Origin of the sequence: Dactylosporangium sp. McL0621, assembly GCF_049995355.1 — a bacterium.
Taxonomy (GTDB): domain Bacteria; phylum Actinomycetota; class Actinomycetes; order Mycobacteriales; family Micromonosporaceae; genus Dactylosporangium.
In genome coordinates this window covers 3,080,362-3,106,826 of sequence record NZ_CP188259.1, presented here as the reverse complement: position 1 = coordinate 3,106,826, position 26,465 = coordinate 3,080,362, and the positions used below count along the sequence as shown (strand labels likewise).

Below are 26,465 nucleotides of genomic sequence, written 5' to 3'. Positions count from 1 at the left end.
AGCACGAACAGCCCCCACGGCGGGGAGCCGGTCGGATCAGGCCCCGCCGTGGCGGCTGAGGAGCAGCGCCACGAATCGCGTCACGGCGGCAACGTACCACACGATTTGATACACGGTGACGCACAGCCGACTGCACACTGGACGTCACAGAGAGTATCGGCGCAGCTTGGAAAGCATGAACGTGGAGCCGAACGAGACGTGGCTGCGGTCATACCTGTATGTCCGCATCGCAATGGTCGGCCTGCTGATCGCGCTGGGCGTGGCGGTGGGCTTCCAGACCTGGCACCAGGGCGGAGAGCTGCTCTCCTCCGTGAGTGCGTACTACTACACGCCCGCGCAGGGCATCTTCGTCGGGTCGCTGGTCGGCCTCGGCGCCAGCATGATCGCGCTGCGCGGCACCACCGACGCCGAGGACGTGCTGCTCAACATCGGCGGCATGTTCGCGGCCGTCGTCGCCGTGGTGCCCACCGCCCGCAGCGACGACTACATCGACGCGGTGCGCGAGTGCCGCGAGGGCGGCGGGCGGCTGCCGAACGGGATGACCTGCCCCGACGTGCGGGCCCTGGCCGACGCCACCCGGGACAACGTGCAGAACAACATGGTGGCCCTGCTCGTGCTGGGCGCGCTCGGCATCGCCGTCACCGTGGTCCTGGCCATCGGGGACCGCCGGGCGCTGTGGGGGCCGATCGCCGTGGCCTGCGCGGTCTACGCGGCGGCGCTGGCCACGTTCCTGTTGTCGCTGGACTGGTTCATCGACCACGCCCACTTCGGCGCGGCGATCGGGCTGCTGGTGTGCATCATCCTGGTCGCTCTGGTGAACCGGCGCCGGCACAGCGCGACGCCGCAGGCCCAGGCGAGGCCGGACCGGTACGGTCTGGTCGCCTGGGCCCTGATCGGCGTCGCGCTGATCGGTATCCCGCTGTGGGCGTTCGGCGTGATCAGCCTGTTCTGGCTGGAGATCGCCGTGGCCCTGCTGTTCGCGGTGTTCTGGACGGTGCAGACGGTCGAGCAGCGACCGGGCTCGCCTACGGCAGTGGCGCCTTCGGCAACGACGGCACGGAGTTGAAGGCCTGGATGCCGGCCTCGTTGTCGCCGTCGAACGGCGTCACGGGGCCACCGCCCTTGCCGAGGCAGAAGTCGTCGTCCTTCGGGTCGGCGAACCACATGCCGACGTGGTTGAGCTCCTTGCGCACGCGGTCCTTGCCGACGATCGTCGAGGAGAACGCCTCCTCCACGATGAGCTTGAGCTCGGTCTTGCCGTTGCCCTTCTTGTCGGTGTTGACGTCGCCGATGTACTCGGCGGCGCCGAACGGGCTCGCCGGCACCTCGAGCAGGAAGACGGTGAAGGAGGTGTTCGCCGGCGCGCCGGTCAGGCTCACGTCCATGACGTCGAAGCCCTTGGCGTCGGTCGTCAGGGCGACGGCCACGTTGACCTTGACCTTCGGCATGCACTTGGCGAGCTGGTCGTTGCTCGGCGCCAGCTTGAACCGGACGACGTTCTTCGCCGTGGAGGTGTAGTCGCCCACCTTGTCGAACTCGGGGACGCCCGCCCCGCCGCTGAAGGTGCTGACGCCGGCGTAGACGGCCGCGCCCGCGAGTGCGCCGGCGGCCAGGGTCGCGATGCCCTTGACGATGCCCATGATGTGTCTCCCCTCCCCTTGAACGGGGCTTCCCCGCGGCTCCATCCGCCGCCGGACACAGGAGGACACGGCGCTCGCCGCAGCCCCGTTCACCTGCGGCGATGTCGCCACACCGACAGCGGCAGCGGTGAACCTCAGCAACGTGAAACCGGCGTAAAACCGGGCTGAGTCCGGGGCCGCGCACGCTCTGCGGCATGACACCGGACACAACGTCCGCGGTCTCGGTGACGGGGCTGCGCAAGGCGTACGGCAAGAAGACCGTCCTCGACGGCGTCGACCTGCAGGTCGCCGCGGGCACCGTGCTGGCGCTGCTGGGCCCGAACGGGGCCGGCAAGACCACCACCGTGCAGATCCTGTCGACCCTGATCGGCGCCGACGGCGGCGAGATCCGGGTGGCCGGGCACGACCCGGCCCGCGAGCCCGACGCGGTGCGCCGCGCGATCGGCGTCACCGGCCAGTTCTCGGCCGTGGACAAGCTGCTCACCGGCGAGGAGAACCTGCGCCTCATGGCCGACCTGCACCACCTGGGGGCGCCCGGGCGGCGGCGGGCCGGCGAGCTGCTGGAGCAGTTCGGGCTCGCCGACGTGGCGCGGCAGCGGGTCGCCACGTACTCCGGCGGCATGACCCGCCGCCTCGACCTCGCGATGGGGCTCGTCGGCCGGCCGCGGCTGGTGTTCCTCGACGAGCCGACGACCGGGCTCGACCCGCGCAGCCGCCGCCAGATGTGGGAGGTGGTGCGCGAGCTCGTCGCGGGCGGGGTGACGATCCTGCTGACCACGCAGTACCTCGAGGAGGCCGACCAGCTCGCCGGCCGCATCGCGGTGCTCGACGGCGGCCGCATCGTCGCCGAGGGCACCCCGGACGAGCTCAAGCGCCTCGTCCCCGGCGGGCACGTGACGCTGCGCTTCGCCGGCGCCGACGACCTCGCGGCCGCGCGGGCCGCGGTCGGCGGCGAGGTCAGCGATCCGGACACGTTCGCGCTGCAGGTGCCCGGCGACGGCGGCACCCGCGCGCTGCGGGCCCTGCTCGACCGGCTCGACGCGGCCGGGGTCGAGCCCGCCACCCTGCAGGTCCACACGCCGGACCTCGACGACGTCTTCCTCGCCCTGACCGCCACGAGCACGATGGAGAACTCGCGATGAGCGACTCGCTGACGATGATCCGCCGCAACCTGCTGCACCTGTCGCGGTACCCCACCCTGCCGCTCTCGCTCATCGGCACGCCGCTCGTGTTCCTGCTGCTGTTCGTGTACGTGTTCGGGGCCACGCTGGGCAACGGGCTCGGCGGCGCCGGCGGCCGGGCCGGGTACCTGGAGTACGTCATCCCGGGCATCCTGATGATGACCGCCGCGGGCGCGGCCCAGACGACGGCGATCTCGGTCGCCATGGACATGACCGAGGGCATCATCGCCCGGTTCCGGACCATGGCCATCAAGCGCGCCTCGGTGCTCACCGGCCACGTCGTCGGCAGCACCCTGCAGACGGTCGCGGCGATGCTGGTCGTGCTCGGCGTCGCGCTGCTGCTGGGCTTCCGGCCCACCGCCGGCCCGCTGGACTGGCTGGCGCTGGCCGGGCTGCTGCTGCTCGTCACGCTCGCGATGATCTGGCTGTCGGTGGCGCTCGGGCTGACCGCGCAGAGCGTCGAGGTGGCCAGCAACCTGCCGATGCCCCTGATCCTGCTGCCGTTCCTGGGCAGCGGGTTCGTGCCGACCGGCACGCTGCCGGTGGGGCTGCGCTGGTTCGCCGAGTACCAGCCGTTCACCCCGATCATCGAGACCGTGCGCGGCCTGCTGCTGGGCACCCCGATCGGGTCCAGTGCCTGGCAGGCGGTGGCCTGGTGCGTGGCGATCGCGGCGGGCGGGTACTGGTGGGCGCGGAGCCTCTACACCCGCAACCGCTGACGGCCGTTCACGAGCTCCAGCGCCGCCGCGCGCAGCCCCGCCGGGTCCAGGCCGGCGTACTCCGAGACCGCCTCGGCGTACGCCGGCCCGTCCGCGTCCCCGGCGGCGGCGCGGGCGCGGGACGAGGCCAGGGTGGGCTGGAAGCCGCGCAGGTACCGCATCCGCTCGGCCAGGGCCACCATCCGGGCCGCGGCGGAGGGGGCCGCGCCGATGTCCGCCATCGCCAGGGCGAGCAGCATGACCCCGCAGACCGGGAACTCGACCAGGTACACCGGCCGGTTCGCCGGCGGCCGGGTGAGCAGCGTAACGAGCTTCTCGTGCAGCTCCGCGACGACGCCGGCGACGAGCTCGGGACGGCCCTGGCGGGCGTGGGCGACGACCGCCGCCGCCTGCGCCTCGATCGCCTCCGGGGCGAAGCCGGGGGGCTCCAGGCGGTACGCCGGCGTCTCGCTGTTGCGGATGCGCTCGACCGCCCTTCGCCACAGGTGCAGCCCGGCGTCGGTGTCGCCCCGCGCGAGGGAGATCTCGGCGCGGACCCCGAGGTCGAGCAGGCAGGTGCCGACGGCGTCCTCGGGCGAGCCGAGCGCGGCCCGGTCCCGCCACTGCTCGGCCTCGTCCAGGGCCCCGGTCTGCAGGCTCGCCAGGGCGGCGGCCCACTCGATCTGCAGCATCGCGATGTGCAGGTCGAGGGCCTCCAGCAGGCCCAGCGCGGCGCGGAAGTGCCGGCGGGCCTCGTCCGGGCGCTCCAGGGCCAGGCACAGCTCGCCGACCCGGGAGTGGGCGAGCACCATCGTCCACGGCGTGCCGCCGAAGCCCGCCGGGCCGGTGACCTCGAGCAGGCGCCGGGCCGCGGCGAGCGCGCCCTCCATGTCGTCCTCGTTCTCGGCGACGAAGCTGGCGAACGCCCGCGCGATGCCCGCGAGCAGCGGCTCGGGCCGCTCCCCGAGCTCGCGCAGCGCGGCGTGGCCGGGCGCGAAGATCTCGCGGGTGCGCAGCAGCACCGCGGCGGTGGCCCGCACCACGGTGTCGGGCGGGGCGGGCGGCAGCCGCCGGAGCGTCACCAGGGACCGGGTCGCGCGCGGCCCCTGCATGATGTAGATGATCGCGGTGAGCAGCGTGGCCGCCGTCCGGGCCACCTCCACCAGCTCCGGCTCGGGCCGGTAGTGCGACAGCAGCACCGAGGCCTCGAGCAGGATCGGCAGCCGGGTCTGGTTCGACTCGATGACCCACAGGCTGCTCAGCACCGCGGCGGTGGCGGCCGCGGCCGGCGCGTCGGCCCGCGTCACGGCCAGGCCGAGGGCGTGGACGAGGTTGTCCTGCTCGGCGCGCACCAGCCGGACCGTCGGGGCGGGGTCGGCGCCGAGCAGCGCGCCGTGGTGGGCCAGGCCGAAGCCGCGCGCCCAGGCGAGCAGCCGGCCCTCGGCCCCGGCGGTCTCCCCGGCGGCCTCGCGGCGCTGCGCGGCGAAGGCGCGGACGGTCTCGAGCATCCGGAACCGGGTGCCGGCCGGGGTGTCGACGACCTGCAGCAAGGAGTGGTTGACGAGCCGCTCGACGACGCCGAGGGCGTCGGGGTTCTCGACGAGGTGCTCGGCCAGCTCCGTCGTGAAGCCGCCCGGGCCCAGCGACAGGGCCCGCATCGCCGCCTGGGCCTCGGGGTCGAGCAGGTTCCAGCTCCAGTCGACGACGGCGTGCAGGGTGTGGTGGCGCTCGGGGGTGTCGCGGGCGCCGCCGCGCAGCAGCGCGAACCGGTCCCGCAGCCCGCGGGCGATCTCGGCGACGGACATGACCCGGGTGCGGGCGGCGGCGAGCTCGACCGCGAGCGGCAGCCCGTCGAGGTGCGCGCAGAGCCGCTCGACCTCGGCCGCGGGCAGCTCGGCGCGCGGGCGCGCGGCCCGGGCCCGCTGGCCGAAGAGCTCGACGGCGGTGGCGAGGTCGAGCTCCGGCAGCGGGTACACCCACTCGGAGGTGAGCCCGAGCGGCGCCCGGCTCGTGACGAGCACGCGCAGCTCCCTGGTGAGCGCGACGAGCGCCTGCACGAGGTCGGCGGCCTCGGCGAGGACGTGCTCGCAGTTGTCCAGGACGAGCAGGGCCGGGCCGTCTCCCAGCGCCTGGGCGACGGCCGGCGGCCCCGCCTCCGCGGGGATGCCGAGCGCGCCCGCGACCGCGCCGGCCACGTCGGCGCCGACGCCGGCGAGCGGCACGAAGTGGACGGCCGGCTGCTCGGCGCGGCGCGCGACGGCCTGGGCCAGGCGGGTCTTGCCGAGGCCACCGGGGCCGGCGACGGTGGTGACCCGGGACGTGCGCAGCAGGCTCAGCACGGCGGCGATGTCGTCGTCGCGGCCGAGCAGCGCGTTGGGCTCCTGGGCGACGCCGTGGCGCACGGCCGGCGCCTCCCCCTGCAGCAGCCGCCGCTGCAGGTCCTGCACGGCGGGGCCGGGGTCGGTGCCGAGCTCGTCGCGCAGCGCCCGGCGGTAGCGCTCGTAGCGCTCCAGGGCCGCGGACGGTCCAGCGGTGGCGGCCTCGCAGCGCAGCAGCTCCAGGAGCACCTCCTCGTCGAGCGGGCGCTCGGCCGCGAGGGCGTGCAGGTCCTCCAGGGCCTCGGCGGGCCGGTCGAGGCGCGACCGGGCGAGCGCCCGGGCCCGGATCAGGGTCCGGTACGTGCCCGCCCGCTCCCGCCGCAGGTCGCCGAGCGCGCCGGCGCCCCCGCCGTCGGGCTCCGGCGGCCCGGACCACGCCGCCAGGCCGGCCTCCGCGTGCTCGAGGGCCGCGGCGTGGTCGCCGGCGCGGGCGAGCCGGGTGGAGGCGGCGGCTCGGACGAGTACCGCCGCCGCATCGACCTGATCGTCGCCGAGGGCCAGCCGGTAGCCGTTGGGGGTGCTGAGGATGGCGTCGCCGCCGAGCTGGGCGCGGGCCCGGAAGACCAGCACCTGCAGGGCCTTCGCCGGGTTCTCCGGCTGCTTGTCCGGCCAGATGCCCTCGACGAGCCAGCCGGTGCCGCAGCCGGTGCGCAGGTCCCGCGCGAGCAGGGCGAGCAGGTCGTGCAGGCGGCCGCCGGTGATCTCGCGGCCGCGGTGGGCCACGCCCCGCAGGAGCGTGAGCTCGCTCGTCACCGCAGGCTTTCCGCTATCGCACCCGCCGGCGCGGACCCGGCCCCCAGGCGCGCGGCCTCGGCCAGGTGCCGCTCGTCCACGCCGGAGATCGCGTCGGCCGCGGCCACCACCCGGAAGTCGCGCTCGCTGGCGCCGATGATCGCCGCGCGCGGGCAGTTCGGGAAGTTGCAGCCGGCCACGACGACGGTCGACACCCCCTGCTCGCGCAGGAACGCCTCGAGCCCGGTGCGGTGGAAGGCGCCCCAGCGCGGCTTCCACATCGCCCACTCGCCCGGCCCGAGCGGCTGGAACTCCCCGGCCAGCAGCTTGGGCGCGTCCAGCTCGGGCGCGCCTGGCGGCAGCAGCGCCGGCGCGATCTGCGAGCCCGGGCTGCCCGGGCGCACGATCGGCGCGCCGCCGTCGAGCAGCGTGCGCCGGGCCAGGTCGACGTCCTGCCCCTGGTACAGCCGGATCACGTGCACGATCGGCCGCCCGGCCCGGCGGAACGCGGCGGCGAGCGCGCCGACGACCGGCACCACGGCCGCCGTGCCCGGGACGGGGCTGGCCCCGCCCTCGATGAAGTCGACCTGCGTGTCGATCGTCAGGAGGGCGGCGCGATCCCACTCCGGACGCGTCCAGGGGTCGGTGGCCGTCACCGATTGATCATCCGCTGCATCTCCTCGGGGTACCGCTCGCCCTGGATCGTAATGCGCCTGGCGGCGTCGTCGAGGTCCGCGAGGTCGCCGGCGGTGAGCTCGACCCGCGCCGCGCCGACGTTCTCGGTGAGGCGGCCGACGTTGCGCGTACCGGGAATCGGCACGATCCACGGCCGCTGGGCGAGCAGCCACGCGAGCGCGACCTGCCCCGGCGTCGCCCCGCGGCGCGCGGCCACGGCCCCGACCAGGTCGACGAGCGCCTGGTTGGCCCGGCGGTTCTCGGCGCTGAAGCGCGGCAGCGTGCTGCGGATGTCGTCGTCGCCGAACGCCGCGCTCGCGTCGATCTTCCCGGTGAGGAAGCCGCGGCCGAGCGGGCTGAACGGCACGAAGCCGATGCCCAGCTCCTCCAGCACGGGCAGGATCTCGGCCTCGGGCTCGCGCCACCACAGGGAGTACTCGCTCTGCAGCGCCGCCACCGGCTGCACCGCGTGCGCGCGGCGGATCGTCTGCACGCCGGCCTCGGACAGCCCGAAGTGGCGCACCTTGCCGGCCGCGATGAGCTCCTTGACCGTGCCGGCGACGTCCTCGATCGGCACGTCGGGGTCGACGCGGTGCTGGTAGAGCAGGTCGATCGTGTCGACGCCGAGCCGCCGGAGCTGCGCGTCGGCGACCTGGCGGATGTGCTCGGGGCGGCTGTCGAGGCCGCTCTGTTTCCGCTCATCGAATGAGAACCCGAACTTCGTGGCTATGACGACCTGGTCGCGGTACGGCGCAAGGGCCTCCCCGACGACCTCCTCGTTGACGTAGGGCCCGTACGCCTCCGCGGTGTCGAACAACGTGACCCCGGCCTCGACGGCGGCCCGGATCACGGCGATGCCGTCGGCCCGGTCGGCGGCCGGCCCGAGCGCGTGGCTGATGCCCATGCAGCCGAGCCCGAGCGCCGACACCTCGAGCCCGTCGCCGAGCGTGCGCTTGTCCATGCTGTCCTCCTCGGTCGGTTGCTACCCCACGACGCTAGCTTGTGCCCGTGCTGGATGGACTCGACGACATCGACTGGGGTGCGCTGGACCACGCGTACGGCCCCGCACTGGACACGCCCGCCGTCTGGGCGGACGAACGCCTGCAGGACGCATCCACACCGCGATCGCGGAGCTGAGCGCGTGGGCCGAGCGGGGTCCGTCGCCGTCGGCTCTGTAACTTACATATACAGACCATCGATATACTTGGGGTCGAGTAGTCGCTGGTTGAAGGGTTTGCGCGCGGCGTGTCAGAGTCTCCCCCGTCCGGCACGGGGCCGGGCTGACAACGCCGAGGGGGAACGTTGCACACGAAGAGACGACGGACGCTCGGGCTGCTGACCGCGGCCGTGATCGGGGTGGGGTCGATCGCGTACGCGCCGGTGGCGGCGAACGCCATGCAGACCGTCTGCGACAAGAACGGCTACGTGAAGCAGGGCTCGAAGGGCCTCACGGTGCCGGGCAGCACGGGCGAGGTCATCCGCCTGTGGTGGTACAAGAACAGCGCCAACCGCTGGTGCGCCTACACCGAGCTGCGCAACACCTACTACGACAACGGGAGCACGTACAACATCGGCGTGCGGCTGCTGAACTACAGCACCGTCGTGGACAGCGACTCCGGGCCGTTCTACAAGTACGCCGGGCCGGTCGAAGGCAGCCCGGTCACGCGCGCCGACGGCTGGATCGTCTGGGGCGGCACGCCGTACCACGTGTACTCGAACTGACACACCGCACAGGGGGCCGGTCCCGGACGGGGCCGGCCCCCTGTGCGATTGGACAGGCAAGCGCCGGCTTGCCTACGGTCGTGGCGTGAACGATGTCTTCGCCGCGCTCGCCGACGCCACGCGGCGGGCGATCCTCGACGAGCTGGCCGAGCGCGACGGGCAGACGCTGTTCGAGATCTGCGCGCGGCTGGCCAACCGGCACGGCATCGCCTCCTCGCGGCAGGCCATCTCGCAGCACCTCGACATCCTCGCCGAGGCCGGGTTCGTGCGCGCGGTGCGCAGCGGGCGGTACAAGTTCCACCACGTCGACTTCGCCCCGCTGCGTGCGATCGTCGAGCGCTGGCCCGTGCCCGGCGACGCCTCCGGAGCGCGTTGAGGCGGGGTTTACCAGTTCGTTTCACGGCGAGTCTGGGCTGGTGGTGGGGGAAGTGGGATCATGCGCGCGTAACTATGCACTTACCTGGAGGTTCCATGGCCGAACGGCCGGTGGCGACACAGAGCCGTGTCGATCAGTTCTTCGAGATAACCAAGCGCGGCTCGACGTTGAGCCGGGAGGTCCGTGGCGGCCTCGCGACGTTCTTCACGATGGCGTACATCGTGGTGCTGAACCCGCTCATCCTCTCCAGCGGCGTCGACAAGGCCGGCGGGCGGCTCGCGATCACCGCGCTGGCCTCGGGCACGGCCCTGGTCGCGGGCGTCATGACGATCCTCATGGGCGTGGTGGCCCGGTTCCCGCTCGCGCTCGCCGCGGGCCTGGGCGTCAACGCGCTCGTCGCGTTCGAGATCGCCCCCCAGATGACGTGGGCCGACGCGATGGGGCTCGTGGTCATCGAGGGCGTGCTCATCACGATCCTGGTGCTGACCGGGCTGCGAACGGCGGTCTTCCGGGCGGTACCGACACAGCTGAAGACCGCGATCGGGGTCGGCATCGGGCTGTTCCTGGCGCTCATCGGCTTCGTCGACTCCGGCTTCGTGCGCCGCGTCCCGGACGCGGCCAACACGACGGTGCCGGTCGGGATGGGCATCGGCGGCAAGCTCATCAGCTGGCCCGCGCTCGCGTTCGGCGTCGGGCTGCTGCTCACCGTGGTGCTGGTGGTACACCGGGTGAAGGGCGCGATCCTCATCGGCATCCTCGCCTCCACGGTGCTCGCGATCATCATCGAGGCGATCGCCAAGGCGGGACCGTCCTTCGTGGACGGCAAGCCGAACCCGAAGGGGTGGAGCCTCAACGTGCCCACCCTGCCGGACAAGATCGTCGACAAGCCGGACCTGTCGCTGCTCGGGCACTTCAACGTGCTGCACTCGTGGCAGACGGCCGGGGTACTGGTGCCGCTGATGTTCGTCTTCACGCTGCTCATCACCGACTTCTTCGACACCATGGGCACGATGGTGGCGGTGGCGCAGGAGGGCGACCTGCTCGACGAGAACAACATGCCGCCCCGCACCCGGGAGATCCTGCTCGTGGACTCCCTCGCCGCGGCCGCGGGCGGCGCCGCCAGCACGTCGAGCAACACCAGCTACATCGAGAGCGCCTCGGGCGTGGCCGAGGGCGCGCGCACGGGCGTGGCGAGCCTCGTCACCGGCGTGCTCTTCCTGCTGGCGATGTTCTTCGCGCCGCTGGTGACGGTCGTACCGTTCGAGGCGGCGTCGGTCGCCCTGGTGGTCGTCGGGTTCCTCATGATGACCGCGGTGCGCACCATCGACTGGTCGGACTACGACATCGCGTTGCCGGCGTTCCTCACCATCGTGCTCATGCCCTTCACGTACTCGATCTCCAACGGCATCGGCGCCGGGGTCATCTCCTACGTGGTGGTGAAGCTGGTCGGCGGCAAGGCGCGGGAGGTGCACCCGCTGCTGTACGGCGTCGCGGCGCTCTTCGTCATCTACTTCCTGCGCGGGCCCATCGAGTCGGTGTTCTGAGCGAACCGGTCCCATCGCAGCCCCGTGATCGGGTCGGACGCGGACTGCCGCTCCGGGCCGTAGTCGAGGGTCTCGGCGATCTGGCGGGCCCGGCGCCAGGCCTCCTGGGCCGGCCCGGGCTCGCCGGCGGACTCGTGCGCATCGCCGAGGTTGGCCAGCAGCGCCGCGGCGTGGTGCAGGTTGCCCGCCTTCAGGCACAGCTCGATCCCGCCCCGCAGGTAGTCCTGCGCGATGTCCCACTGCCCCAGGCAGCCGTGGATCTCGGCGAGGTTGGCCACGATGGCCGACCCGCGCTGCCAGTTGCCGGTCCGGCGGTGCAGCTGCAGGGCCTGGTGGCCGAAGTCGAGGGCCTGCCCGTAGTCGCCGAGCACCATGTGCCCGTACGCGAGGCCGTTGAGGGTGATGGTCTGGCCGCGGGTCTCGCCGGTGCGGCGGAACAGCTCGAGCGCCTCCCGCAGCAGCGCGATGGTCTCCTCCGTGCGCCCCTGGCTGCCGTGGATCAGGCTCAGGTTGTGCAGGCAGTAGCCCTCGTGGACGGTGTCGCCGAGGCGGCGGAACAGGTGCAGGGCGCGGCGGAGGTGGTCCTCGGAGCGGTCGTGCTCGCCCCGGATCAGCCGCGCGTAGGCGAGCCCGCGGTGCGCGGCGGCCCGGGCGGCCGGGTTGCGGTCGCGGTTGGCCGCCTCCAGCGCCGCCTGCTGCAGCCGGAGCTGGTCGTGGAAGTGGCCCTGCCCGACCAGGAACGCCTGTAGCACCCGGGCGAGCTGCCAGGCGTGGGCCGGGAACGCGGCGACGGCCTGGACGGCCGCGGCGGTCAGCGCCGACCGCTCGGCGGCCAGCCAGGCCAGCGCGGCCTCGCTGCCGCTGAACGTCACCGCGGACGGGCCGGGCCGGGTCGTCGGCGTCGTGACGAGGTCGCTCAGCTGCGTGCCGATGGCGACGGCGGCGGCGTGCGCGGTGCTCAGGTAGTGGTCGAGCAGCCGGCGCAGGGCGGCGTCGCGCTCCTGCACGGTGTCGGTGACCTGGCCCAGCTCGGCGGCGTAGGCGTGCAGCAGGTCGTGGAAGACGTACCGGCCGGGCGTGGGCTCGATGAGCAGGTGGCCCTGCACCAGCTGGGCCAGCAGGGGCCGGGTCGGCGCCGCGGACCGGCCGGCGAGGGCGGCGGCCGCGGCGAGGCCGATGTCCGCGCCGGGCTCGAGGACGCCGAGGAGGCGGAAGAGCCGCGCGGCGTCCGGGCCCAGGATGCGGTACGACCAGGAGAAGACCGCCCGCACGTCGGTGCTCGCGTCGTCCCCGGCGAACGGGTCGAGGCGGTGCTCGGTGCGCTCCAGCTCGTCGGCGACCGCGGCCAGCGACAGCCCGGGGTTGACGGCGAGGCGGGCAGCCACGATGGACAGGGCCAGGGGCAGCCCGGCGCAGCGCTCCAGGATGCGCGCGGCCGCGTCGGGCTCGGCGTCGGCCCGCCCGGCCCCGGCGCGGCGGGCGAGCAGCTCCCGGGCCTCGCCGGCCGAGAACAGCTCCAGCGGCATCGGGCGGGCGCCGTCGGCGGCGACGAGCCCGGCGAGCCGGTTGCGGCTGGTCACGAGGACGCAGCCGCCGGAGGCGCCGGGCAGCAGCGGGCGGACCTGCTCGGCGTCGCGGGCGTTGTCGAGCACGACGAGCACCCGGCGTTCGGCCAGCAGGGTTCGGTACGCGTTCATGCGCGCCTCCGCCCCGGCGGGGATGCGCTCCGGCGGCAGGCCGAGCGCGTCGAGGAACTCGCGCAGGACGTCGAACGGCCCGGCGGGCGGGGCGACGGGATCGAAGCCGCGCAGGTTCGCGTACAGCTGCCCGTCGGGGAACCGGTCGCGGACCCGGTGCGCCCAGTGCACGGCCAGCGTGGTCTTGCCGATGCCCCCGCCGCCGCTGATCGCGGCGATCGGCATGGCCGCGCCGTCGCCGGACGGCACGAGCGCGTCGAGGCGGCCGAGCCACGCCGACCGGCCGGTGAAGCCGGCGGTCGCGGGTGGCAGCTGGCGCGGCACGGCCGGATCGGCGTCCGCGGGCCCGGCGGCCCGGGCGGGCGGCGGCGCGGCAGCCCAGGCGGGCGAGGGCGCGCCGGCCCGGGCGGGCGGGGGTGCGGCGGCCCAGGCGGGCGAGGGCGCGCCAGCCCGGGCGGGCGGCGGTTCGGGGGTCGCCGCGGACGGCGCGAGCGGCTCGTCGCGCAGCACCGACAGGTGCAGGTCGCGCAGTGGCGGGCTCGGGTCCAGGCCGAGCTCGTCGGCGAGGAGCCGGCGCGTCTCCTCGAACACCGCGATCGCCTCGGCGCCCCGCCCGGTGCCGATGAGGGCCCGCATGAGCTGGCCGCGGAACGTCTCGCGCAGCGGGTGCCGCCCGGTCAGCGCCCGCAGCTCGGCGACGATGCCGTCGGCGCGGCCCAGCGCCAGCTCGGCCTCGAAGCGCCGCTCGAGGGCCTGCAGGCGCAGCTCCTCGAGCCGGGCGATCTCGGCGGCGAGCACCGGCACGTCGCCGAAGCCGGCGAGCGCCGGGCCGCGCCACAAGGCCAGCGCGCGGGCGAAGGCCAGCGCGGCCCGTTCCCGGTCGTCGGCGAGCCGGGCGTCGTCGCCCTCGGCGAGCCGGGCCCGGAACCGCTCGACGTCGAGCTCGTCGGGGCGCAGGGTCAGCACGTACCCCTCGGGCCGCCGCGCGATCCGCTCCCCGCCGAGCGCCCGGCGCAGGTGGTGGACGTGGACCCGCAGGCTCGCCTCGGCCTGCCGGGTCGCGGCCCCGCCCCACAGCGCCTCGGCGAGCACGTCGACGGAGACGGGCCGGTTGGCCTGGGCGGCGAGGACCGCGGCGAGCACGCGCCGCTTCCGCCCGGCCAGCTCGGCCACGCCGCCACCGTCGGTCACGATCTCCATGGGGCCGAGCAGATCGAACCTCATGCGCACCGTTCTACAGCATGGGCCGGCCTACTTCGGCGTGGTCGGCGAGTCGAGCCAGGTGTTGATGAGCGCCGTGAAGTCCTTGCCGGTGTGCTGGTTGACGAACGCGATGAAGCCGGCGCGGTCCTGCGCGGTGCCGCGGTACTGCCGCACCCAGTCGGTGCCCAGCGCGAAGAACGCGGCGTCGCCGAGCTGCTTGTGGATCTGGTGCAGCATGAGCGCCGGGCAGATGTACACGTTGCTCTCGGCGAAGCTGTCCGCCTTGGGCTTGCCGGGCGGGCCGAGGCGCTGGCGCAGGCGGGCGTCGGCGGAGCGGGCCCAGTCCTCCCACTGCTTCACGGTGACCTTGTCGCGCTCGTTGGTGTAGAGGAACTGGGCGTACTCGGCCCAGCCCTCGTTGAGCCACAGGTCGTTCCAGTTCGAGGTGGTGACCGCGTCGCCGAACCACTGGTGGGCGTACTCGTGCAGCAGGTCGCCGTCGAAGCCGGAGCGGAAGTCGGCGTCGCTGCCGTAGTCGGGCAGGCCCATGGTGATCATCTGCTGGGTCTCCATGCCGGAGGCCGACGGGACCATGAGCACGCCGCCGCTGTCGAACGGGTACGGGCCGAAGTGCCTGGTCAGCCAGTCCAGGTACTGCGGGGACCTGCGCAGGTACGGCAGCGCCTTGTCGTCGACGCCGGGCCGGTACCAGTAGCTCAGCGCCACCCCGCCGGGGCCGGCCGCGGTCTCCTGCGTGTACTTGCCGACGGCGAGCGTCGTGAGGTAGGCGGCGACCGGGGTGGCCGAGGCGTAGCGGAACAGGTTGCCCTCGTGGCCCTTCGGGCTGCCGCTCGCGATCGCCGACCAGCCCTCCGGGACGGTGACGGCGATGTCGTACAGCGCCTTGTCCGACGGCTGGTCGTTCGCCGGGTACCAGGTGCTCGCCCCGTAGGGCTCCTGCATCGTCCACAGTGCACCGTCGGCGGTCACGGTGAGCCCGAGCGGCTCGGAGTCCTCGCGGTGCGAGGGCATCGGGACCGTGGCGGGGGTGCCGTGGTACCGCACCACGAGCTCCGCCGGCTTGTCCTTGGCGACCTTGCCGGCGACGGTCAGCTTGGTGTCCGCGACCGTTCCGGTCACGGTGGCGCCGTCGAGCGTCACGCCGTCGATGGTGTACGCCTTCGAGAAGTCGAGCTTCACCTCGCTCAGATCCGCGGCGGCGCGCAGCTGGACCGTGGCCGTGCCGGTGAGCGTCTTCGTGTCCGGCCGCCAGGCGAGGTCGAGTCCATAGTGGAACACGTCGACGCCGGGGTTGCCGTAGCCCGGGTACACCGGGTCGGCGACCGGTGTCGAGCGCCCGGCCGCGTAGCGCTCGAAGTCCGGCGCGGACGGGCTCGGCGCGGCGCTCGGGCCGCGGCTCGACGCGGGAGCGACCGGCTCCTTGTCGCCGGTGCAGGCGCCGGTCGCGAGGACGGCGGCGATGACGAACGGTATCCAGGTGCGGTTCACGACTGGAAATAATCGCGCAGCGAACGGATCTTGTCGCCCGAGATTCGGAAGATCTGCACGAGCGACACCGTTGTCGGGCCGTCCGGGCCGTCCAGGACGGCGTCGATCTCCGCGATGAACACGTCGGGGTCGGCGGTGTCGTGCAGCACGTAGCCGGTCGCGCCGGCGTTCAGCGTCCCCTCGGGCCCGGGCCGCGCCTGGATGGCCCGCACGCCGGTCTCGATCGCGTCGCGGCCCTCGAGCCGGAGCCCCTCGACGGGGGCCTCATAGACGCCGTCGTCGGTGAACAGGTCCGCGACGGCCGGGGGGTTCCTCGTGATCGCGCCCGCGTAGATGTACCGCTGAAAGATCTCCTGATGCGAAAGGGTCACTTTCTCCATTCTAGGACCGGCTGGCCAACGTGTAACACATCGGTTACGCTTTCCGGGTGGACGAGGTGGCCGCGGCCATTGCCGATCCCGTGCGGCGGCGGATTCTCGAGGCGCTGCGTGACGGGCCGGTCACGGCCGGGCGCATCGCGGCCGAGTTCCCGATCAGCCGGCCCGCGATCAGCCGGCACCTGCGCGTGCTGCGCGAGAGCGGGCTCGTCCGCGACAGCGTGGTGGGCCGGGAGCGGCACTACGAGCTCGACCTCGCCGCGCTCGGGGAGCTGCGGCAGTGGATCGAACGGCTCACCGGCCGGGGCGCGGCCTGGGAGCGGCGCTTCGACGCCCTGGAGACCGAGGTGTACCGCGCCCGCCGCGACCGGCGGCGGCGAGAAGACGACACAGAGAGCGAGAGCGGCATGAACGGTACGGAGCGAAGCGGAGTGGCCGGGCATCAGGAAGCACAGCTTGACGCTCAGGCCGCCGGCGAGCGCAGCGAGGAGGTGGCATGAACGGTACGGAGCGAAGCGGAGTGGCCGGGCATCAGGAAGCACAGCTTGACGCTCAGGCCGCCGGCGAGCGCAGCGAGGAGGTGGCATGAGCGGTCAGCTGATCCCGACGGATGACGGGCACGACCTCGTCATCACGCGGACGTTCCGGGCCGGCATCGACGACGTGTGGGCGAGCGTGACCGAGCCCGAGCGCAGCGCGCGGTGGTTCGGGCCCTGGGAGGGCGACGCCGCGCCCGGGCGGACGATCAAGGTGCGGATGGTCCAGGAGGAGGGCGAGCCCGTCATGGACCTGCGCATCGACGCGTGCGAGCCGCCGCGCCGGCTGGCCGTGTCCGGCGCCGAGGAGTCCGGCGGCTGGCGGATGGAGGTGCTGCTGACCGAGCGCGGCGACACCACCGAGCTGCGGTTCGTGCACCACCTCGACTCCGCGGACCAGGTCGGCGAGATCGGGCCGGGCTGGGAGTTCTACCTCGACCTGCTGGTGGCCGCCCGCGAGGGCACGGCACCGAAGACGTTCGAGGACTACTACCCGGCGATGAAGCCCTACTACGAGTCGCTCAGAGCTGACTGATCCGCACGAGGTTGCCGGCCGGGTCCCGGACCGCGCAGTCGCGCACGCCGTAGTCCTGGTCGATCGGCTCCTGCACCACGTCGGCGCCGCTGGCCTGGACGCGGTCGAAGGTCCCGGCCAGGTCCTCGGTGGCGAGCACGATCGTGGCGTAGCTGCCCTTGGCCATCAGCTCGACGATCGTGCGCCGCTCGTCGTCGGTGAGGCCGGGCTCGATCGCGGGCGGGTACAGCACGATGGACGTCTGCGGCTGGTCCTTCGGCCCGATCGTGATCCAGCGCATCCCGCCGTAGCCGACGTCGTTGCGCAGCTCGAAGCCGAGCGCGTCGCGGTAGAACGCCAGCGAGGCCTCGGGGTCGTCGGCCGGCAGCAGGGTCTGGTGGATGATGACACTCATGGACTCACGTTAGACGTCGCGGCCGGGCGCGACTTCTCGATTCCTGATCGGTCGCATGATCTGTTTGGCCACGCAGTGCGGGATGCCCCGGGCGTCCTCGGCGGCCTTGCGGCGGTACGTGCTCGGCGACATGCCGACGAGCTCGGAGAAGCGGGTGCTGAACGTGCCGAGCGAGGAGCAGCCGACCGCGAAGCAGACCTCGGTCACCGACAGGTCGCCGCGGCGCAGCAGGGTCATGGCGCGCTCGATGCGGCGGGTCATCAGGTAGCTGTACGGCGACTCTCCGTACGCGGCGCGGAACGCCCGGCTCAGGTGCCCCGACGACAGGTGCACGCCGCGGGCGAGCGCCTCCACGTCGAGCGGCTGCGCGTAGTCGCGGTCGATGCGGTCGCGGACGCGCCGCAGCAGTGCGAGTTCGCGCAGCCTGGGGTCGGTGTTCACCCGACCAGGATGCCACTTCGTGCGCTCAGTAGGTGCGGTGGTGGCACCAGCCGCGGGCCGCGCGGGTGTTGAGCAGGATCACGAAGAGCAGCGGGAACGCGACGGAGACGAGCGTCGCGGCGTAGGCCGCGCCGGTGACGTACCCCTGGTAGACCCCGCCGAGCACGCTCAGCCCGTTGAGCAGGGTGAGCAGCACGCGGACCCAGTTGCGGCCGTTCTGCAGCTTGCGGCCGAGCACGATCGCGATGAGGCCGACGAGTCCGATGGTGCCGATGACCGCGTACGTCGCGACGGTGAGCGTGTCGGGGCGCACCGTGACGCCGCCGTAGCCCGCGGGCAGGTCCCACGCCGGGCCGACGCGGGCCGCCGCGAGGGCGAGCAGGGCGGCCGCGCCGAGCATGAGGACGCCGCCCAGGTACTGGAAGATGGCCACGACGTGCAGAGAGATCGGGGCCGTGGTGCGGACCGGGTAGGGGTGCCACGCCTGCTGCGGCTGGTATGCGTACGCCATGTGACAAGCCTGTCGCGCCCCCGGCGGGCGGGAATCCCCGATTCATGCCACGACCGGTCCGACCCATCTGGCCGCTTTCGTTCAAGGTTTCCTCAAGGTCCGGATTGCGACCTGGGATCCGCGCACCGGCACCGCTTAGGGTCGCCGGGGCCGTTGTCGGGGGAGGCAAAGTTCGTGGGACGTGTGAGATCGATGCTCGCCGCGCTCGTCGGGGTGGCGGTCGTGGCCGGCGGGTGCGGTACGACACCGGCGAACGGCGGCGACGAGGGCCGGCCGATGGTCGTCCGCCTCTACGGCTCCGACGCGAACATGACGAACTCGCTCGCGGACAAGCTCAAGGACGCCCCCGCGATCCTGTCGGGCATGGTCGGCACCGCGCCGCTGCTCGAGTTGCCGGCGTCGTTCAAGGAGCGGCTGCGCGGCGTGGACCCGTCGCTGGCCGACTACGGCTACGCCGCCGAGGCCTACGACGCGGTGCTGCTGGCCGGGCTGGCCGCGGAGTCCGCGCGCTCCACGGACGCGCCGGCGATCGCGAAGTACATGGTCGGCGCCTCGACCTCCGGCACCGTCTGCGACGACGCGGCGGCGTGCCTGGCCCTGGCCAGGGCGGGCAAGGACTTCGCGTACCGCGGCGTGTCGATGCGCCGCAGCGGCTTCACCGACGCGGGCGAGCCGTCCTCGGCCTCCTACGGCGCGCTGCACTTCAGCCGGAGCAACACGGTCAACGACAACCTGACCGAGTACATCGGGGCCGGCGACCCGGCGAGCGCCTCCGCGGAGCCACCGCCGCCGTACACCGCGTACCCCACCGGCAACGCGAAGAAGCGCATCGCGGCGCTGAAGGTCGGCGGGCTCATGCCGCACACGGGCCGGCTGGCCTTCCGCAGCGCCCCCCGCTTCGCCGGGGCGCGCCTCGCCGTGGCCGACCTCAACGCGGCCGGCGGCGTGATCGACCAGCCCGTCGAGTGGGTCGACGGCGACGACGGTACCGACGAGAAGGTCGCCGCGGCGACGGTGGACCGCTTCGTCGGTCTGGGCGTGCAGGTCATCATCGGCGCGTCCTCGTCGAGCGTCACCAAGGCCATGATCCCGAAGGTCGCCGCGGCGAACCGCATCCTCATCTCGCCGTCGTCGACCTCCGACGAGCTGTCCACCGTCGCCGACAACGGCCTGTTCTTCCGCACCGCCCCGCCGGACACGCTGCAGGCCCGGGCCCTGGCCGACGTCATCATGCGCGACGGCCCGCACCGCGTGACGATCGTGGCCCGCGAGGACGCCTACGGCCTGGGCCTGCAGAAGAACGTCAAGGCCGACCTGCTGACCGCGGGCATGACGGACGCGGCGGTGGACCTGGTGTCGTACCCCACGACGACTGAGGACTACGCGGGCATCGCGGCGCGCGTGCGGCAGGACGCCCCCGACGGCGTGCTGATCCTGGGGTACGACGAGACGGCGCTCATCGTGAAGGCGCTGGCGGCCCGGAAGGTCGGGACGGCCGAGTCCCTGGGCGGCTGACCCGCTATCGGCGCAGCTCGACCGGCGCGCGCGGGACGCCCGTGGCGTTGGGCTTGCCGGTGCCCGTCTCGATGAGCCCGCGCAGGCTGTCGGTGACGTAGAAGCGCCACGACGTGGAGCAGTTCTCGTAGCACTCGTACCGCGGGACGAGCCCCCGGTGCGTGAAGCGGACCTCGGTGCCGGTGGGCGTCGGGGTCAGGTCGAACTCGATCGTCGTGTCCACCCACTCCTGCGGGTCGGCGCCGGCGCTGAAGTAGTTCTCCAGCACGCGCCAGGCGACGCGGCGGCCCGGGACCGCCTCCTCCACGCGGATGCGGCAGCGGTGCTGGTCCTCGTAGTGGTAGGCGAACTCGTCGCCCTCGTGGACGGTCGGGCCCTCGATCTCGCTCGACCACCAGGCGCGGGGGTCGGTGACCGCGGCGTACACCAGCGGCGGTTCGCGGTCGATCGTGAACGTCTCGGTGAAGTCCTCGGTGCTCATGGGTTCCTCCGGTTGAGATGCTCGGTGAGCGCGTCGAGGCGGTCGTCCCAGTCGCGCGCGAGGGCGGCCAGGAACTGTTGCGCGATGCGCATCGGGGCGGAGCTGAGGCGGTACCGCACCCGGCGGCGCTCCCCCGGCTCGGCCGTCACCAGGCCGGCCTCCGACAGCAGGGCCAGGTGCTTGGCGATCGCCTGCCGCGTGATGGGCAGGCGGTCGGCCAGGTCCGTCGCCGTGGCCGGGCCGCCCTGGGCGAGCGCGGCGAGGATGCCGCGCCGCGACGGGTCGGCCAGGGCGACGAAGACCTGCTCGGCGATCGCCTCGATGTCAGGCGGCATTGAGGTATTCGACCAACTCACCCAGCTCGTGCTTCCACCCACCGGTGTTGCTCTCGAACGCCTTACGGTACGCATCCTCGGTCAGCTGGGCGAAGCCGGACTCGATCATCCGCAGCCGGGTGCCGGCGCCGGCGGGCTCGAGCGTGAACTCGACGTACGTGCGGCGGGGGTCGTCGGCCGCGAGGCCGTTGATGCCCCAGGTGAACGCGAACAGCGCCGGCTCGTCGACGCGCTCGATGTGCAGGGTGGCCTGGTCGCCGCTGTCCCAGGTGAGCTTGGCCTCGCCGCCCTCGCGCAGGTCGACGGTGGCGCCGTTGCCGAACCAGGTGCCGAGGCCCTCGGCGGTGGTGAGCGCGGCCCAGACCTTGGCCGGCGGCTGGACGAGCTCGACGGTGCGCTCGATGCGATCGGGGAACCCCATGACGACCTCCAGTGAGTAGCAACTCCTCGGTTGCTACCCACGCTATTGCAACCGATCGGTTGCGTCAAGGGGGCCGCGGAACGGGCCGCCGATCATCCGGGACTGAGCGCCGCTACCCTGGCGGGGTGACCGGCAGCGACGAACCGCGGATCCACCCCGCGGAGGGCCCCCGCGCGCGGTTCTCGGTGCGGTTCAACCATGTGTACCGGTCGGAGGGCTTCGGGCACCTCGCCGTCTGGTTCGCCGGCGGGCGCACCGGGCGCGTGACGATCCTCGTCGGGCCCGACGATCCGCCGACCGAGTTCGCCGGGGAGGTCACCGCCGAGATGCCGAGCTCGTGCTCGGCGATGATCCGGCCCGGGGAGTACTGGACGGTCAGCTACGACCGCCGGGACAACGGCGGGTTCAAAGGCCTGTTCACGCCCATGTGACGAGCGCCCAAATGACGAGCGCCCATGTGGTGAGCCTCAGAGGTCAAGCTCGGCGGCCAGCTCGTCGGGGGCGCGCATCCGCCAGGCGTCGGTGATCAGCTCCGCCAGGCGGGCCGCGTCGACGGTCTCCAGGCGGAGCATGACCAGCGGGAAGCCGTCGTACCCGGGGTTGGTGAAGAACCGCGCGGGCTCGCCGAGCAGCAGCGCCTGCTTCTCCGCCTCGTCGCCGACGTACAGGACGGCTACGTCGGTGCGGATGACCCTCGGCTTGCCCGGGAGGCGCTCGGGGTAGGACCAGACGAAGCCCTTGTTCGCCACCCGGAAGTCGAAGCCCTCGCTGTCGATCTCCACGACGTGGGGGAGGCCGAGCGCGATCCGGCGCACGTCGTCGGCGTCTGCCATGGGCTCACCCTACGACCCCGTTCAGCGCCACCGGCGACGGCGGCACCGGCGCGGCCGCGGGCGGCGCGATCCGGCCCGGCCACCACATCCGGTCGCCCAGGTCGAGGGTGAGCGCGGTGACGAGGACCGAGCGGACGACAAGCGTGTCCAGCAGCACCCCGAACGCGACCGCGAAGCCCAGCTCGGCCGCGAAGACCAGCGGCAATGAGCCCATCGCGGCGAAGGTGCCGGCCAGCACCAGGCCCGCCGAGGTGATGACCCCGCCGGTCGCGGACAGGCCGGTCAGCGCGCCCCGGCGGGTGCCGTGCCGGCGAGCCTCCTCCCGCACCCGGGTCACCAGGAAGATGTTGTAGTCGATGCCCAGGGCGACCAGGAACACGAACGCCAGCAACGGGAACGACGACTCGGCCCCGGCGAAGCCGAACACGTGGTTGAACACGAGGCTGCTCACCCCGAGCGCCGCGCCGAAGGACAGCACCACCGTCGCCATGAGCAGCAGCGGCGCGACCACCGCGCGCAGCAGCAGGGCGAGGATCAGCAGCACCGTGACGAGCACGATCGGGATGATGAGCCGGTCGTCGCGGGCGGCGGCCTGCTGCGTGTCGAGGCCGACCGCGGTGTTGCCGCCGACGAGCGCCCCGGTGCCGCGCACGGCCGCGCGGGCGCGTTCCACGGTCCGCATGGCCTCGGTGCTGCCGGGGACGTCGCGCAGCTCGCCGAGGATGAGCGCGTCGCCGTCCCGGGTCACCGGCGGGGCCACCGACCCGACCCCGGGCACCCCGGCCAGTACCGCGGCCACCCGATCGGCGGCGTCGGCCCGGACCACCACGTAGACGGGGTCGCCGGCCCCGGCCGGGAAGTGCCGGGCCTGGACCGCCTCGCCGGCCGCCATCTGCGGCGTGCCGGTGAACTGGTCCTTGTTCGACAGCCCGTCGGCGCGCAGGCCCAGCACCCCCAGCGCCAGCACGGCGAGGGCGAGCGCGGTGCCCACCCACACCGCCCGGGGGCGCCGCCGCAGGGCGCCGCCCAGCCGCCGCCAGACGCGGTCGCGGGGCACCCGGGCGCCGCCGGGCCAGAAGATCCAGCGGCCGCAGATCACCAGCAGGGCCGGCATCAGGGTGAGCATCGCCACGAGCCCGACCAGGATGCCGATCGCGCACGCCGGGCCGAGGCCGCGGGTCGAGTTGAGCGAGGCCAGGGTGAGCAGCATCAGGCTCACCGCGACCGTCGCGGCGCTCGCGAGGATCGCCGGGGCCGAGCGCCGCAGCGCCACCGCCATGGCCGCATGGCGGTCCTCGTGGCGCTGGAGCTCCTCGCGGTACCGCGACGTCAGCAGCAGCGCGTAGTCGGTCGCGGCCCCGAAGACCAGCACCACGAGGATGAAGCTCGTCTGCTTGTTGACGATCAGCCCGGCGTGCTCGGCGAGCAGGTAGATCAGCGCCTCCGCCGCGGCGAGGGCGCCACCGGCCGTGAGCAGCGGCAGCAGGGGCAGCGCCGGGCTGCGGTACGTCAGCAGCAGGATCGCCACCACGACGATCGCGGTGATCGTGGTCAGGCCGCCCGCCTCGCCGAAGGCCTTGATGGAGTCGGAGGCGTACCCGGCCGGCCCGGCGACGTGGAACCCGAGCCCGTTCGCGTCCGCCCGGCCCACGGCGGTGAGCGCGTCGACGACGGCGCCGACGCCTTCCCAGCCGGTGCGGTCCTTGTGTACCTGCACGACGATCTGGATCGCCGCGCCGTCCGCGGACTCGTCCGGGCCCTGCGGGGTACCGACGACATTCGCGATGCGCGTGAACGCCACGGCGTCGGCCCGGGCCTTGGTGCGGTCGGCGTCAGTGACCCCGCCGGGGCGGTCGTAGACGACGACGGCGGGCAGGGTGTCGGCGGGCTGGAACTTCGCGGCCCGCGCGACCACCTCGGTCGACTCCGCGTTCGCGGGCAACCAGGCCGCGTTGTCGTTCTGCTCGGCGTCGCCGAGCCGCCCCGCGAGCATGGCCGCGGGGATCAGCAGCAGGACCCAGACGGCGACGACGACCCACTTGGCCCGCCGCCCGGCCACGAGCTCAGCCCACATGCGACAGCTTCTCCGGGTTCGCCACGACGTAGATGCCGCAGACCTGCTGGTCGTCCGGGGTGAGGTCGAGCACGACGACGGCGTACGGGTCGTCGCCGGCCAGCAGCAGCGCCGACGGGTCGCCGTTGGTGCGCCGGTACGCGACCCGCAGCCCCGGCCCCGGGCGCGCGGCGAGCGCGGCCAGCAGCCGGGCCACCTTCTCGCGGCCCTGCATCGGGCGGCTGCCGCCGGCGCCCTGGGCCCCGCCGTCGCCCCACAGGGTCACCTCGGGCGCCAGCAGCTCCAGCAGCGCCTCCAGGTCGCCGCCGAGCGTGGCGGCGAGGAAGCGCTCGGTGACCTGCCGGCGCACCTGCGGGTCGGGCTCGTACCGCGGGCGCCGGGCCTGAACGTGCTCGCGGGCGCGGTGGGCGAGCTGGCGCACGGCGGCGGGGCTGCGCCCGAGGATCTCGGCGATCTCGGTGTGCGCGTAGCCGAAGACCTCGTGGAGCACGAACACCGCGCGCTCCAGCGGCGTCAGGGTCTCCAGCACCACCAGCAGCGCCATGGAGACGGACTCGGCGCGCTCGACCGCGTCGGCGCCGTCGGCGGTGTCGCCGGCGACGAGCGGGCGCACGATCGGCTCGGGCAGCCACGGCCCGACGTACGTCTCCTTGCGCCGGGTGATGGCGGCCCGCTGGGCGAGCGCCCGGTTGACGGCGACGCGGACCAGGTACGCGCGCGGGTTCTCAACCGGCTCCGCGCCGGTCGAGCCGGCGCGGCCGGTCCACGCCAGCCAGGTCTCCTGCAGCACGTCCTCGGTGTCGGCGACCGAGCCGAGAATGTTGTACACCACCGAGAACAGCAGTTCCCGGTGGTCGCTGAACACGTCGGGCATCGCGGTGTACCTCCTGTTGCGGTTGCCTCCTGAGAGCGCCGCCGCCATCGGAGTGTGATGCCGCGGGCCGGATTGTGACCGGGGTCTCAGCCGGCGCGGTAGCCGACGCCGGCCGCCCGGAGCCGGGCGAGGTCCTCGGGGCCGATCCCGCGCCCGGCGAATCGCTCCACCGCGACGAGGCCCTTGCCCGGGCGCTCGCCGGACCGGGCGAAGTCGAGGCCGTCGAGCACCCCGGCCAGCTCCTGCGGCCAGTCCTCGCGCCCCCACGGCTCGTGCTGGGCCAGGATCCGGCCGCGCTCGGCGAAGGAGAGCCGGTGAGGCCGTTGACGTTCCAGTACATGCTGGCCGCCCGGCCCCCGGCCGACGCGGCCACCAGGACCTCCCGGTGCGAGCCCGCGTACCCGTTGTTCTCCACGGCGAGCACCGCGTCGCCGGCGTCGAGGACCATCACCTGGTCCTGCGCGTCCTCGCGCAGCGGCTCGGGCCGGTCCGGGTCGCCGCCGAACGCGCGCACCACGTCGGCGGCCGTCGCGCCGGTGACGACCGTGACCGTCGCCGCGTGCTGCAGCTCGCTGCGGCGCAGCCAGCGGTAGGCGTACTCGGGCCCCCGGACCCGTTCGGGCTCGGGCTCGCCGCGCAGGCGGTGCCCGACCCGGTCGGTGCTCCGCCAGAGGATCGGCGGCGCCGCCGGGGCGGCCCAGACGACGAGCCGGTGGTGCTCGAACTCGGCGTCCCCGTCGTCGCGGCCGCTCGCGTACACCCGCACCCGGTAGTCCCCCGGCCACGGCGGCGTCTGCTTGCCCAGGCTGCCGAGCGCGGCGAGGCCCTCGGCGGCGTGCCAGCTCACCTCGGCGACCTCCTCCCAGTCCCAGCCGTCGTCCGGCTCGTCGGGGAACGGCGCCGGGCGCCCGGCGGGCACGACCAGCGTGACACGCAGCCAGCCCTCCGCGATCCCGGTGCGTACGATCGCGCCGCCGTCGGTACCGGCGACGATGCCCGTGGCCGAAAAGTCCGCCTCGCCCGGCAGGTCGCGCTCGGCCAGGGCGAACCGGTGCCCGCGCACCTGGACCGAGCCGCCCGCGCGGCGCGGCAGCAGGTACTCGGCGCGCACCTTGGCCAGCAGCGCGCCGGCGTAGGCGGCCGGCATGGGCGTCTCCCGCAGCAGCCGCGCGGCGGCGCCGAGCCCGAGCCCGACGGTCGCGGCGGCGGCGTCCACGAACCCGGGCGGATCCACATGCTGTACCACCGCGCCGGCGACGGCCACGCCCAGCGCGATGTGTACGGCGCCGTGGGCGGCCGCGATCGCCGCCTCGCCGCCTTCGGCTTCGCCGTCGGCCGCCAGCAGGGGCGCGACGGCCGGGTCGGCGGCGAGCGCGCGGACCAGGGCGGCGATGTGGTCGGCGACGCCCGGGCGGAACCCGTCGAGCCGCCGCGCGGCCGCCAGCGCCGCGCTCTCGCCGCCGGCGGTGGCGAACCCGTACTGGTGCGCCCGCGGCGGCGGCTGCACCTCCTCCCCGACCAGGTTCGCCCCGACGGTCCAGTCGTGCCGGGCGACGAACCGCTCCAGCGCGCCGAGCAGCCGCTCCGCCGTGAGCCCGTCCACGCCCGGCCCGGGCCGGCCCGGCCGCGTCCGGGGGCGCGCCGACAGATCCCCGGGCGCGTTGAGGCGGCCCAGGGCGCCGGCCGGCCCGGGCGGCACCAGCTCGACGATCGCCGGAATGGTGCGGACGGCCAGAGCCGCAAGATCATGCATCGTTCGCTCCCCGATCGCTGTGCGCCGAAC

General features: G+C 73.8%; 28 protein-coding genes. 11 read left to right on the top strand and 17 right to left on the bottom strand.

What is annotated here, in order from left to right; all coding sequences use genetic code 11:
* Positions 1-175 precede the first annotated feature (175 nt).
* The gene (locus ACPPVO_RS14530) at positions 176-1,066 is read left to right on the top strand and encodes a hypothetical protein (RefSeq protein WP_426511727.1); all 891 of its coding nucleotides are present in this window, start codon (positions 176-178) and stop codon (positions 1,064-1,066) included.
* Here the strand turns inward: ACPPVO_RS14530 and ACPPVO_RS14525 are convergent.
* On the bottom strand, positions 1,026-1,640 hold the full coding sequence (locus tag ACPPVO_RS14525) for a hypothetical protein (RefSeq protein ID WP_426511726.1): 615 nt from the start codon (positions 1,638-1,640) through the stop codon (positions 1,026-1,028). The two genes, ACPPVO_RS14530 and ACPPVO_RS14525, sit on opposite strands and share 41 nt — an antisense overlap.
* A 194-nt stretch (positions 1,641-1,834) precedes the next feature.
* Here ACPPVO_RS14525 and ACPPVO_RS14520 point away from each other — a divergent pair, with 194 nt between their 5' ends.
* The gene (locus ACPPVO_RS14520) at positions 1,835-2,782 is read left to right on the top strand and encodes an ABC transporter ATP-binding protein (RefSeq protein ID WP_426511725.1); all 948 of its coding nucleotides are present in this window, start codon (positions 1,835-1,837) and stop codon (positions 2,780-2,782) included.
* A complete protein-coding gene (locus tag ACPPVO_RS14515; RefSeq protein WP_426511724.1) occupies positions 2,779-3,540 on the top strand; it encodes an ABC transporter permease in 762 nt (253 codons plus the stop codon). Before ACPPVO_RS14520 ends, ACPPVO_RS14515 begins: the two co-directional genes overlap by 4 nt.
* Here the strand turns inward: ACPPVO_RS14515 and ACPPVO_RS14510 are convergent.
* From ACPPVO_RS14510 to ACPPVO_RS14500, 3 genes are read right to left on the bottom strand one after another with little or no spacing between them, the layout of a single operon-like run.
* Positions 3,522-6,650, bottom strand: coding sequence for an ATP-binding protein (locus ACPPVO_RS14510; protein ID WP_426511723.1), 3,129 nt, complete (start codon positions 6,648-6,650; stop codon positions 3,522-3,524). The two genes, ACPPVO_RS14515 and ACPPVO_RS14510, sit on opposite strands and share 19 nt — an antisense overlap.
* Entirely contained in the window at positions 6,647-7,285 is a 639-nt protein-coding gene (locus ACPPVO_RS14505) for a cysteine hydrolase family protein (protein ID WP_426511722.1), read from the bottom strand. Before ACPPVO_RS14505 ends, ACPPVO_RS14510 begins: the two co-directional genes overlap by 4 nt.
* On the bottom strand, positions 7,282-8,265 hold the full coding sequence (locus ACPPVO_RS14500; protein WP_426511721.1) for an aldo/keto reductase: 984 nt from the start codon (positions 8,263-8,265) through the stop codon (positions 7,282-7,284). The genes ACPPVO_RS14505 and ACPPVO_RS14500 overlap by 4 nt, the downstream gene beginning before the upstream one ends.
* Before the next feature lie 47 nt (positions 8,266-8,312).
* On the opposite strand from ACPPVO_RS14500, the gene ACPPVO_RS14495 reads away from it, so the two are divergent.
* The 4 genes from ACPPVO_RS14495 (at position 8,313) to ACPPVO_RS14480 (ending at position 10,946) form a co-directional block, all read left to right on the top strand.
* Entirely contained in the window at positions 8,313-8,441 is a 129-nt protein-coding gene (locus tag ACPPVO_RS14495; protein ID WP_426511720.1) for a hypothetical protein, read from the top strand.
* 165 nt (positions 8,442-8,606) lie between these two features.
* Positions 8,607-9,026, top strand: coding sequence for a hypothetical protein (locus ACPPVO_RS14490; protein WP_426511719.1), 420 nt, complete (start codon positions 8,607-8,609; stop codon positions 9,024-9,026).
* An 85-nt stretch (positions 9,027-9,111) separates the two neighbouring features.
* The gene (locus ACPPVO_RS14485; RefSeq protein ID WP_426511718.1) at positions 9,112-9,402 is read left to right on the top strand and encodes an ArsR/SmtB family transcription factor; all 291 of its coding nucleotides are present in this window, start codon (positions 9,112-9,114) and stop codon (positions 9,400-9,402) included.
* Between the two features lie 95 nt (positions 9,403-9,497).
* Complete coding sequence (locus ACPPVO_RS14480; protein WP_426511717.1) at positions 9,498-10,946, top strand: NCS2 family permease; 1,449 nt, start codon at positions 9,498-9,500, stop codon at positions 10,944-10,946.
* On the opposite strand, the gene ACPPVO_RS14475 is transcribed toward ACPPVO_RS14480, so the two are convergent.
* From ACPPVO_RS14475 to ACPPVO_RS14465, 3 genes are read right to left on the bottom strand one after another with little or no spacing between them, the layout of a single operon-like run.
* Complete coding sequence (locus tag ACPPVO_RS14475) at positions 10,910-13,867, bottom strand: AfsR/SARP family transcriptional regulator (RefSeq protein WP_426511716.1); 2,958 nt, start codon at positions 13,865-13,867, stop codon at positions 10,910-10,912. The genes ACPPVO_RS14480 and ACPPVO_RS14475 overlap by 37 nt on opposite strands.
* Before the next feature lie 27 nt (positions 13,868-13,894).
* The gene (locus tag ACPPVO_RS14470; RefSeq protein WP_426511715.1) at positions 13,895-15,355 is read right to left on the bottom strand and encodes a M1 family metallopeptidase; all 1,461 of its coding nucleotides are present in this window, start codon (positions 15,353-15,355) and stop codon (positions 13,895-13,897) included.
* Complete coding sequence (locus tag ACPPVO_RS14465; RefSeq protein WP_426511714.1) at positions 15,352-15,726, bottom strand: nuclear transport factor 2 family protein; 375 nt, start codon at positions 15,724-15,726, stop codon at positions 15,352-15,354. Before ACPPVO_RS14465 ends, ACPPVO_RS14470 begins: the two co-directional genes overlap by 4 nt.
* Positions 15,727-15,782: 56 nt before the next feature.
* On the opposite strand from ACPPVO_RS14465, the gene ACPPVO_RS14460 reads away from it, so the two are divergent.
* Complete coding sequence (locus ACPPVO_RS14460; protein WP_426511713.1) at positions 15,783-16,232, top strand: ArsR/SmtB family transcription factor; 450 nt, start codon at positions 15,783-15,785, stop codon at positions 16,230-16,232.
* A gap of 85 nt (positions 16,233-16,317) precedes the next feature.
* Entirely contained in the window at positions 16,318-16,803 is a 486-nt protein-coding gene (locus tag ACPPVO_RS14455; protein WP_426511712.1) for an SRPBCC family protein, read from the top strand.
* Here ACPPVO_RS14455 and ACPPVO_RS14450 read toward each other — a convergent pair.
* The 3 genes from ACPPVO_RS14450 to ACPPVO_RS14440 are packed head-to-tail and all read right to left on the bottom strand — an operon-like array spanning position 16,790 to position 18,149.
* Positions 16,790-17,197, bottom strand: a complete 408-nt coding sequence (locus ACPPVO_RS14450) for a VOC family protein (RefSeq protein WP_360376425.1) — start codon at positions 17,195-17,197, stop codon at positions 16,790-16,792. The genes ACPPVO_RS14455 and ACPPVO_RS14450 overlap by 14 nt on opposite strands.
* 9 nt (positions 17,198-17,206) lie before the next feature.
* Entirely contained in the window at positions 17,207-17,638 is a 432-nt protein-coding gene (locus tag ACPPVO_RS14445) for a helix-turn-helix transcriptional regulator (RefSeq protein ID WP_426511711.1), read from the bottom strand.
* A gap of 25 nt (positions 17,639-17,663) precedes the next feature.
* Positions 17,664-18,149, bottom strand: a complete 486-nt coding sequence (locus tag ACPPVO_RS14440; protein ID WP_426511710.1) for a hypothetical protein — start codon at positions 18,147-18,149, stop codon at positions 17,664-17,666.
* 174 nt (positions 18,150-18,323) lie between these two features.
* Between ACPPVO_RS14440 and ACPPVO_RS14435 the strand changes: the two genes are divergently transcribed.
* Entirely contained in the window at positions 18,324-19,664 is a 1,341-nt protein-coding gene (locus tag ACPPVO_RS14435) for an ABC transporter substrate-binding protein (protein ID WP_426511709.1), read from the top strand.
* 4 nt (positions 19,665-19,668) lie between these two features.
* On the opposite strand, the gene ACPPVO_RS14430 is transcribed toward ACPPVO_RS14435, so the two are convergent.
* The 3 genes from ACPPVO_RS14430 to ACPPVO_RS14420 are packed head-to-tail and all read right to left on the bottom strand — an operon-like array spanning position 19,669 to position 20,901.
* Positions 19,669-20,145, bottom strand: a complete 477-nt coding sequence (locus ACPPVO_RS14430; protein ID WP_426511708.1) for an SRPBCC family protein — start codon at positions 20,143-20,145, stop codon at positions 19,669-19,671.
* Positions 20,142-20,480 (bottom strand): ArsR/SmtB family transcription factor, encoded by a 339-nt coding sequence (locus tag ACPPVO_RS14425; RefSeq protein ID WP_360376434.1) that lies wholly within the window; start codon positions 20,478-20,480, stop codon positions 20,142-20,144. Before ACPPVO_RS14425 ends, ACPPVO_RS14430 begins: the two co-directional genes overlap by 4 nt.
* Positions 20,470-20,901: an SRPBCC domain-containing protein gene (locus ACPPVO_RS14420; RefSeq protein WP_426511707.1), complete on the bottom strand. Its 432-nt coding sequence runs from the start codon at positions 20,899-20,901 to the stop codon at positions 20,470-20,472. Before ACPPVO_RS14420 ends, ACPPVO_RS14425 begins: the two co-directional genes overlap by 11 nt.
* Before the next feature lie 125 nt (positions 20,902-21,026).
* On the opposite strand from ACPPVO_RS14420, the gene ACPPVO_RS14415 reads away from it, so the two are divergent.
* Positions 21,027-21,332, top strand: coding sequence for a hypothetical protein (locus ACPPVO_RS14415; RefSeq protein WP_426511706.1), 306 nt, complete (start codon positions 21,027-21,029; stop codon positions 21,330-21,332).
* Between the two features lie 36 nt (positions 21,333-21,368).
* Here the strand turns inward: ACPPVO_RS14415 and ACPPVO_RS14410 are convergent, their stop codons facing one another.
* Genes ACPPVO_RS14410 through ACPPVO_RS14395 form a run of 4 tightly spaced genes read right to left on the bottom strand, consistent with a single transcriptional unit; the run spans position 21,369 to position 26,435 of the window.
* Positions 21,369-21,734 (bottom strand): MmcQ/YjbR family DNA-binding protein, encoded by a 366-nt coding sequence (locus ACPPVO_RS14410; RefSeq protein ID WP_360376443.1) that lies wholly within the window; start codon positions 21,732-21,734, stop codon positions 21,369-21,371.
* Between the two features lie 4 nt (positions 21,735-21,738).
* Positions 21,739-23,808: an MMPL family transporter gene (locus ACPPVO_RS14405; protein ID WP_426511704.1), complete on the bottom strand. Its 2,070-nt coding sequence runs from the start codon at positions 23,806-23,808 to the stop codon at positions 21,739-21,741.
* Positions 23,798-24,637, bottom strand: a complete 840-nt coding sequence (locus ACPPVO_RS14400) for a sigma-70 family RNA polymerase sigma factor (RefSeq protein ID WP_426514630.1) — start codon at positions 24,635-24,637, stop codon at positions 23,798-23,800. The genes ACPPVO_RS14405 and ACPPVO_RS14400 overlap by 11 nt, the downstream gene beginning before the upstream one ends.
* A complete protein-coding gene (locus ACPPVO_RS14395; RefSeq protein ID WP_426511703.1) occupies positions 24,534-26,435 on the bottom strand; it encodes a hypothetical protein in 1,902 nt (633 codons plus the stop codon). The genes ACPPVO_RS14400 and ACPPVO_RS14395 overlap by 104 nt, the downstream gene beginning before the upstream one ends.
* Positions 26,436-26,465 lie beyond the last annotated feature (30 nt).

Bases quoted from the DNA above. Each gene is read 5' to 3' on its own strand.
- ACPPVO_RS14530 (WP_426511727.1), top strand. From the start codon at position 176: ATGAACGTGGAGCCGAACGAGACGTGGCTGCGGTCATACCTGTATGTC.
- ACPPVO_RS14525 (WP_426511726.1), bottom strand. From the start codon at position 1,640: ATGGGCATCGTCAAGGGCATCGCGACCCTGGCCGCCGGCGCACTCGCG.
- ACPPVO_RS14520 (WP_426511725.1), top strand. From the start codon at position 1,835: ATGACACCGGACACAACGTCCGCGGTCTCGGTGACGGGGCTGCGCAAG.
- ACPPVO_RS14515 (WP_426511724.1), top strand. From the start codon at position 2,779: ATGAGCGACTCGCTGACGATGATCCGCCGCAACCTGCTGCACCTGTCG.
- ACPPVO_RS14500 (WP_426511721.1), bottom strand. From the start codon at position 8,265: ATGGACAAGCGCACGCTCGGCGACGGGCTCGAGGTGTCGGCGCTCGGG.
- ACPPVO_RS14480 (WP_426511717.1), top strand. From the start codon at position 9,498: ATGGCCGAACGGCCGGTGGCGACACAGAGCCGTGTCGATCAGTTCTTC.
- ACPPVO_RS14475 (WP_426511716.1), bottom strand. From the start codon at position 13,867: ATGAGGTTCGATCTGCTCGGCCCCATGGAGATCGTGACCGACGGTGGC.
- ACPPVO_RS14455 (WP_426511712.1), top strand. From the start codon at position 16,318: ATGAGCGGTCAGCTGATCCCGACGGATGACGGGCACGACCTCGTCATC.
- ACPPVO_RS14450 (WP_360376425.1), bottom strand. From the start codon at position 17,197: ATGAGTGTCATCATCCACCAGACCCTGCTGCCGGCCGACGACCCCGAG.
- ACPPVO_RS14440 (WP_426511710.1), bottom strand. From the start codon at position 18,149: ATGGCGTACGCATACCAGCCGCAGCAGGCGTGGCACCCCTACCCGGTC.
- ACPPVO_RS14430 (WP_426511708.1), bottom strand. From the start codon at position 20,145: ATGAGCACCGAGGACTTCACCGAGACGTTCACGATCGACCGCGAACCG.
- ACPPVO_RS14425 (WP_360376434.1), bottom strand. From the start codon at position 20,480: ATGCCGCCTGACATCGAGGCGATCGCCGAGCAGGTCTTCGTCGCCCTG.
- ACPPVO_RS14420 (WP_426511707.1), bottom strand. From the start codon at position 20,901: ATGGGGTTCCCCGATCGCATCGAGCGCACCGTCGAGCTCGTCCAGCCG.
- ACPPVO_RS14410 (WP_360376443.1), bottom strand. From the start codon at position 21,734: ATGGCAGACGCCGACGACGTGCGCCGGATCGCGCTCGGCCTCCCCCAC.
- ACPPVO_RS14405 (WP_426511704.1), bottom strand. From the start codon at position 23,808: ATGTGGGCTGAGCTCGTGGCCGGGCGGCGGGCCAAGTGGGTCGTCGTC.
- ACPPVO_RS14395 (WP_426511703.1), bottom strand. From the start codon at position 26,435: ATGCATGATCTTGCGGCTCTGGCCGTCCGCACCATTCCGGCGATCGTC.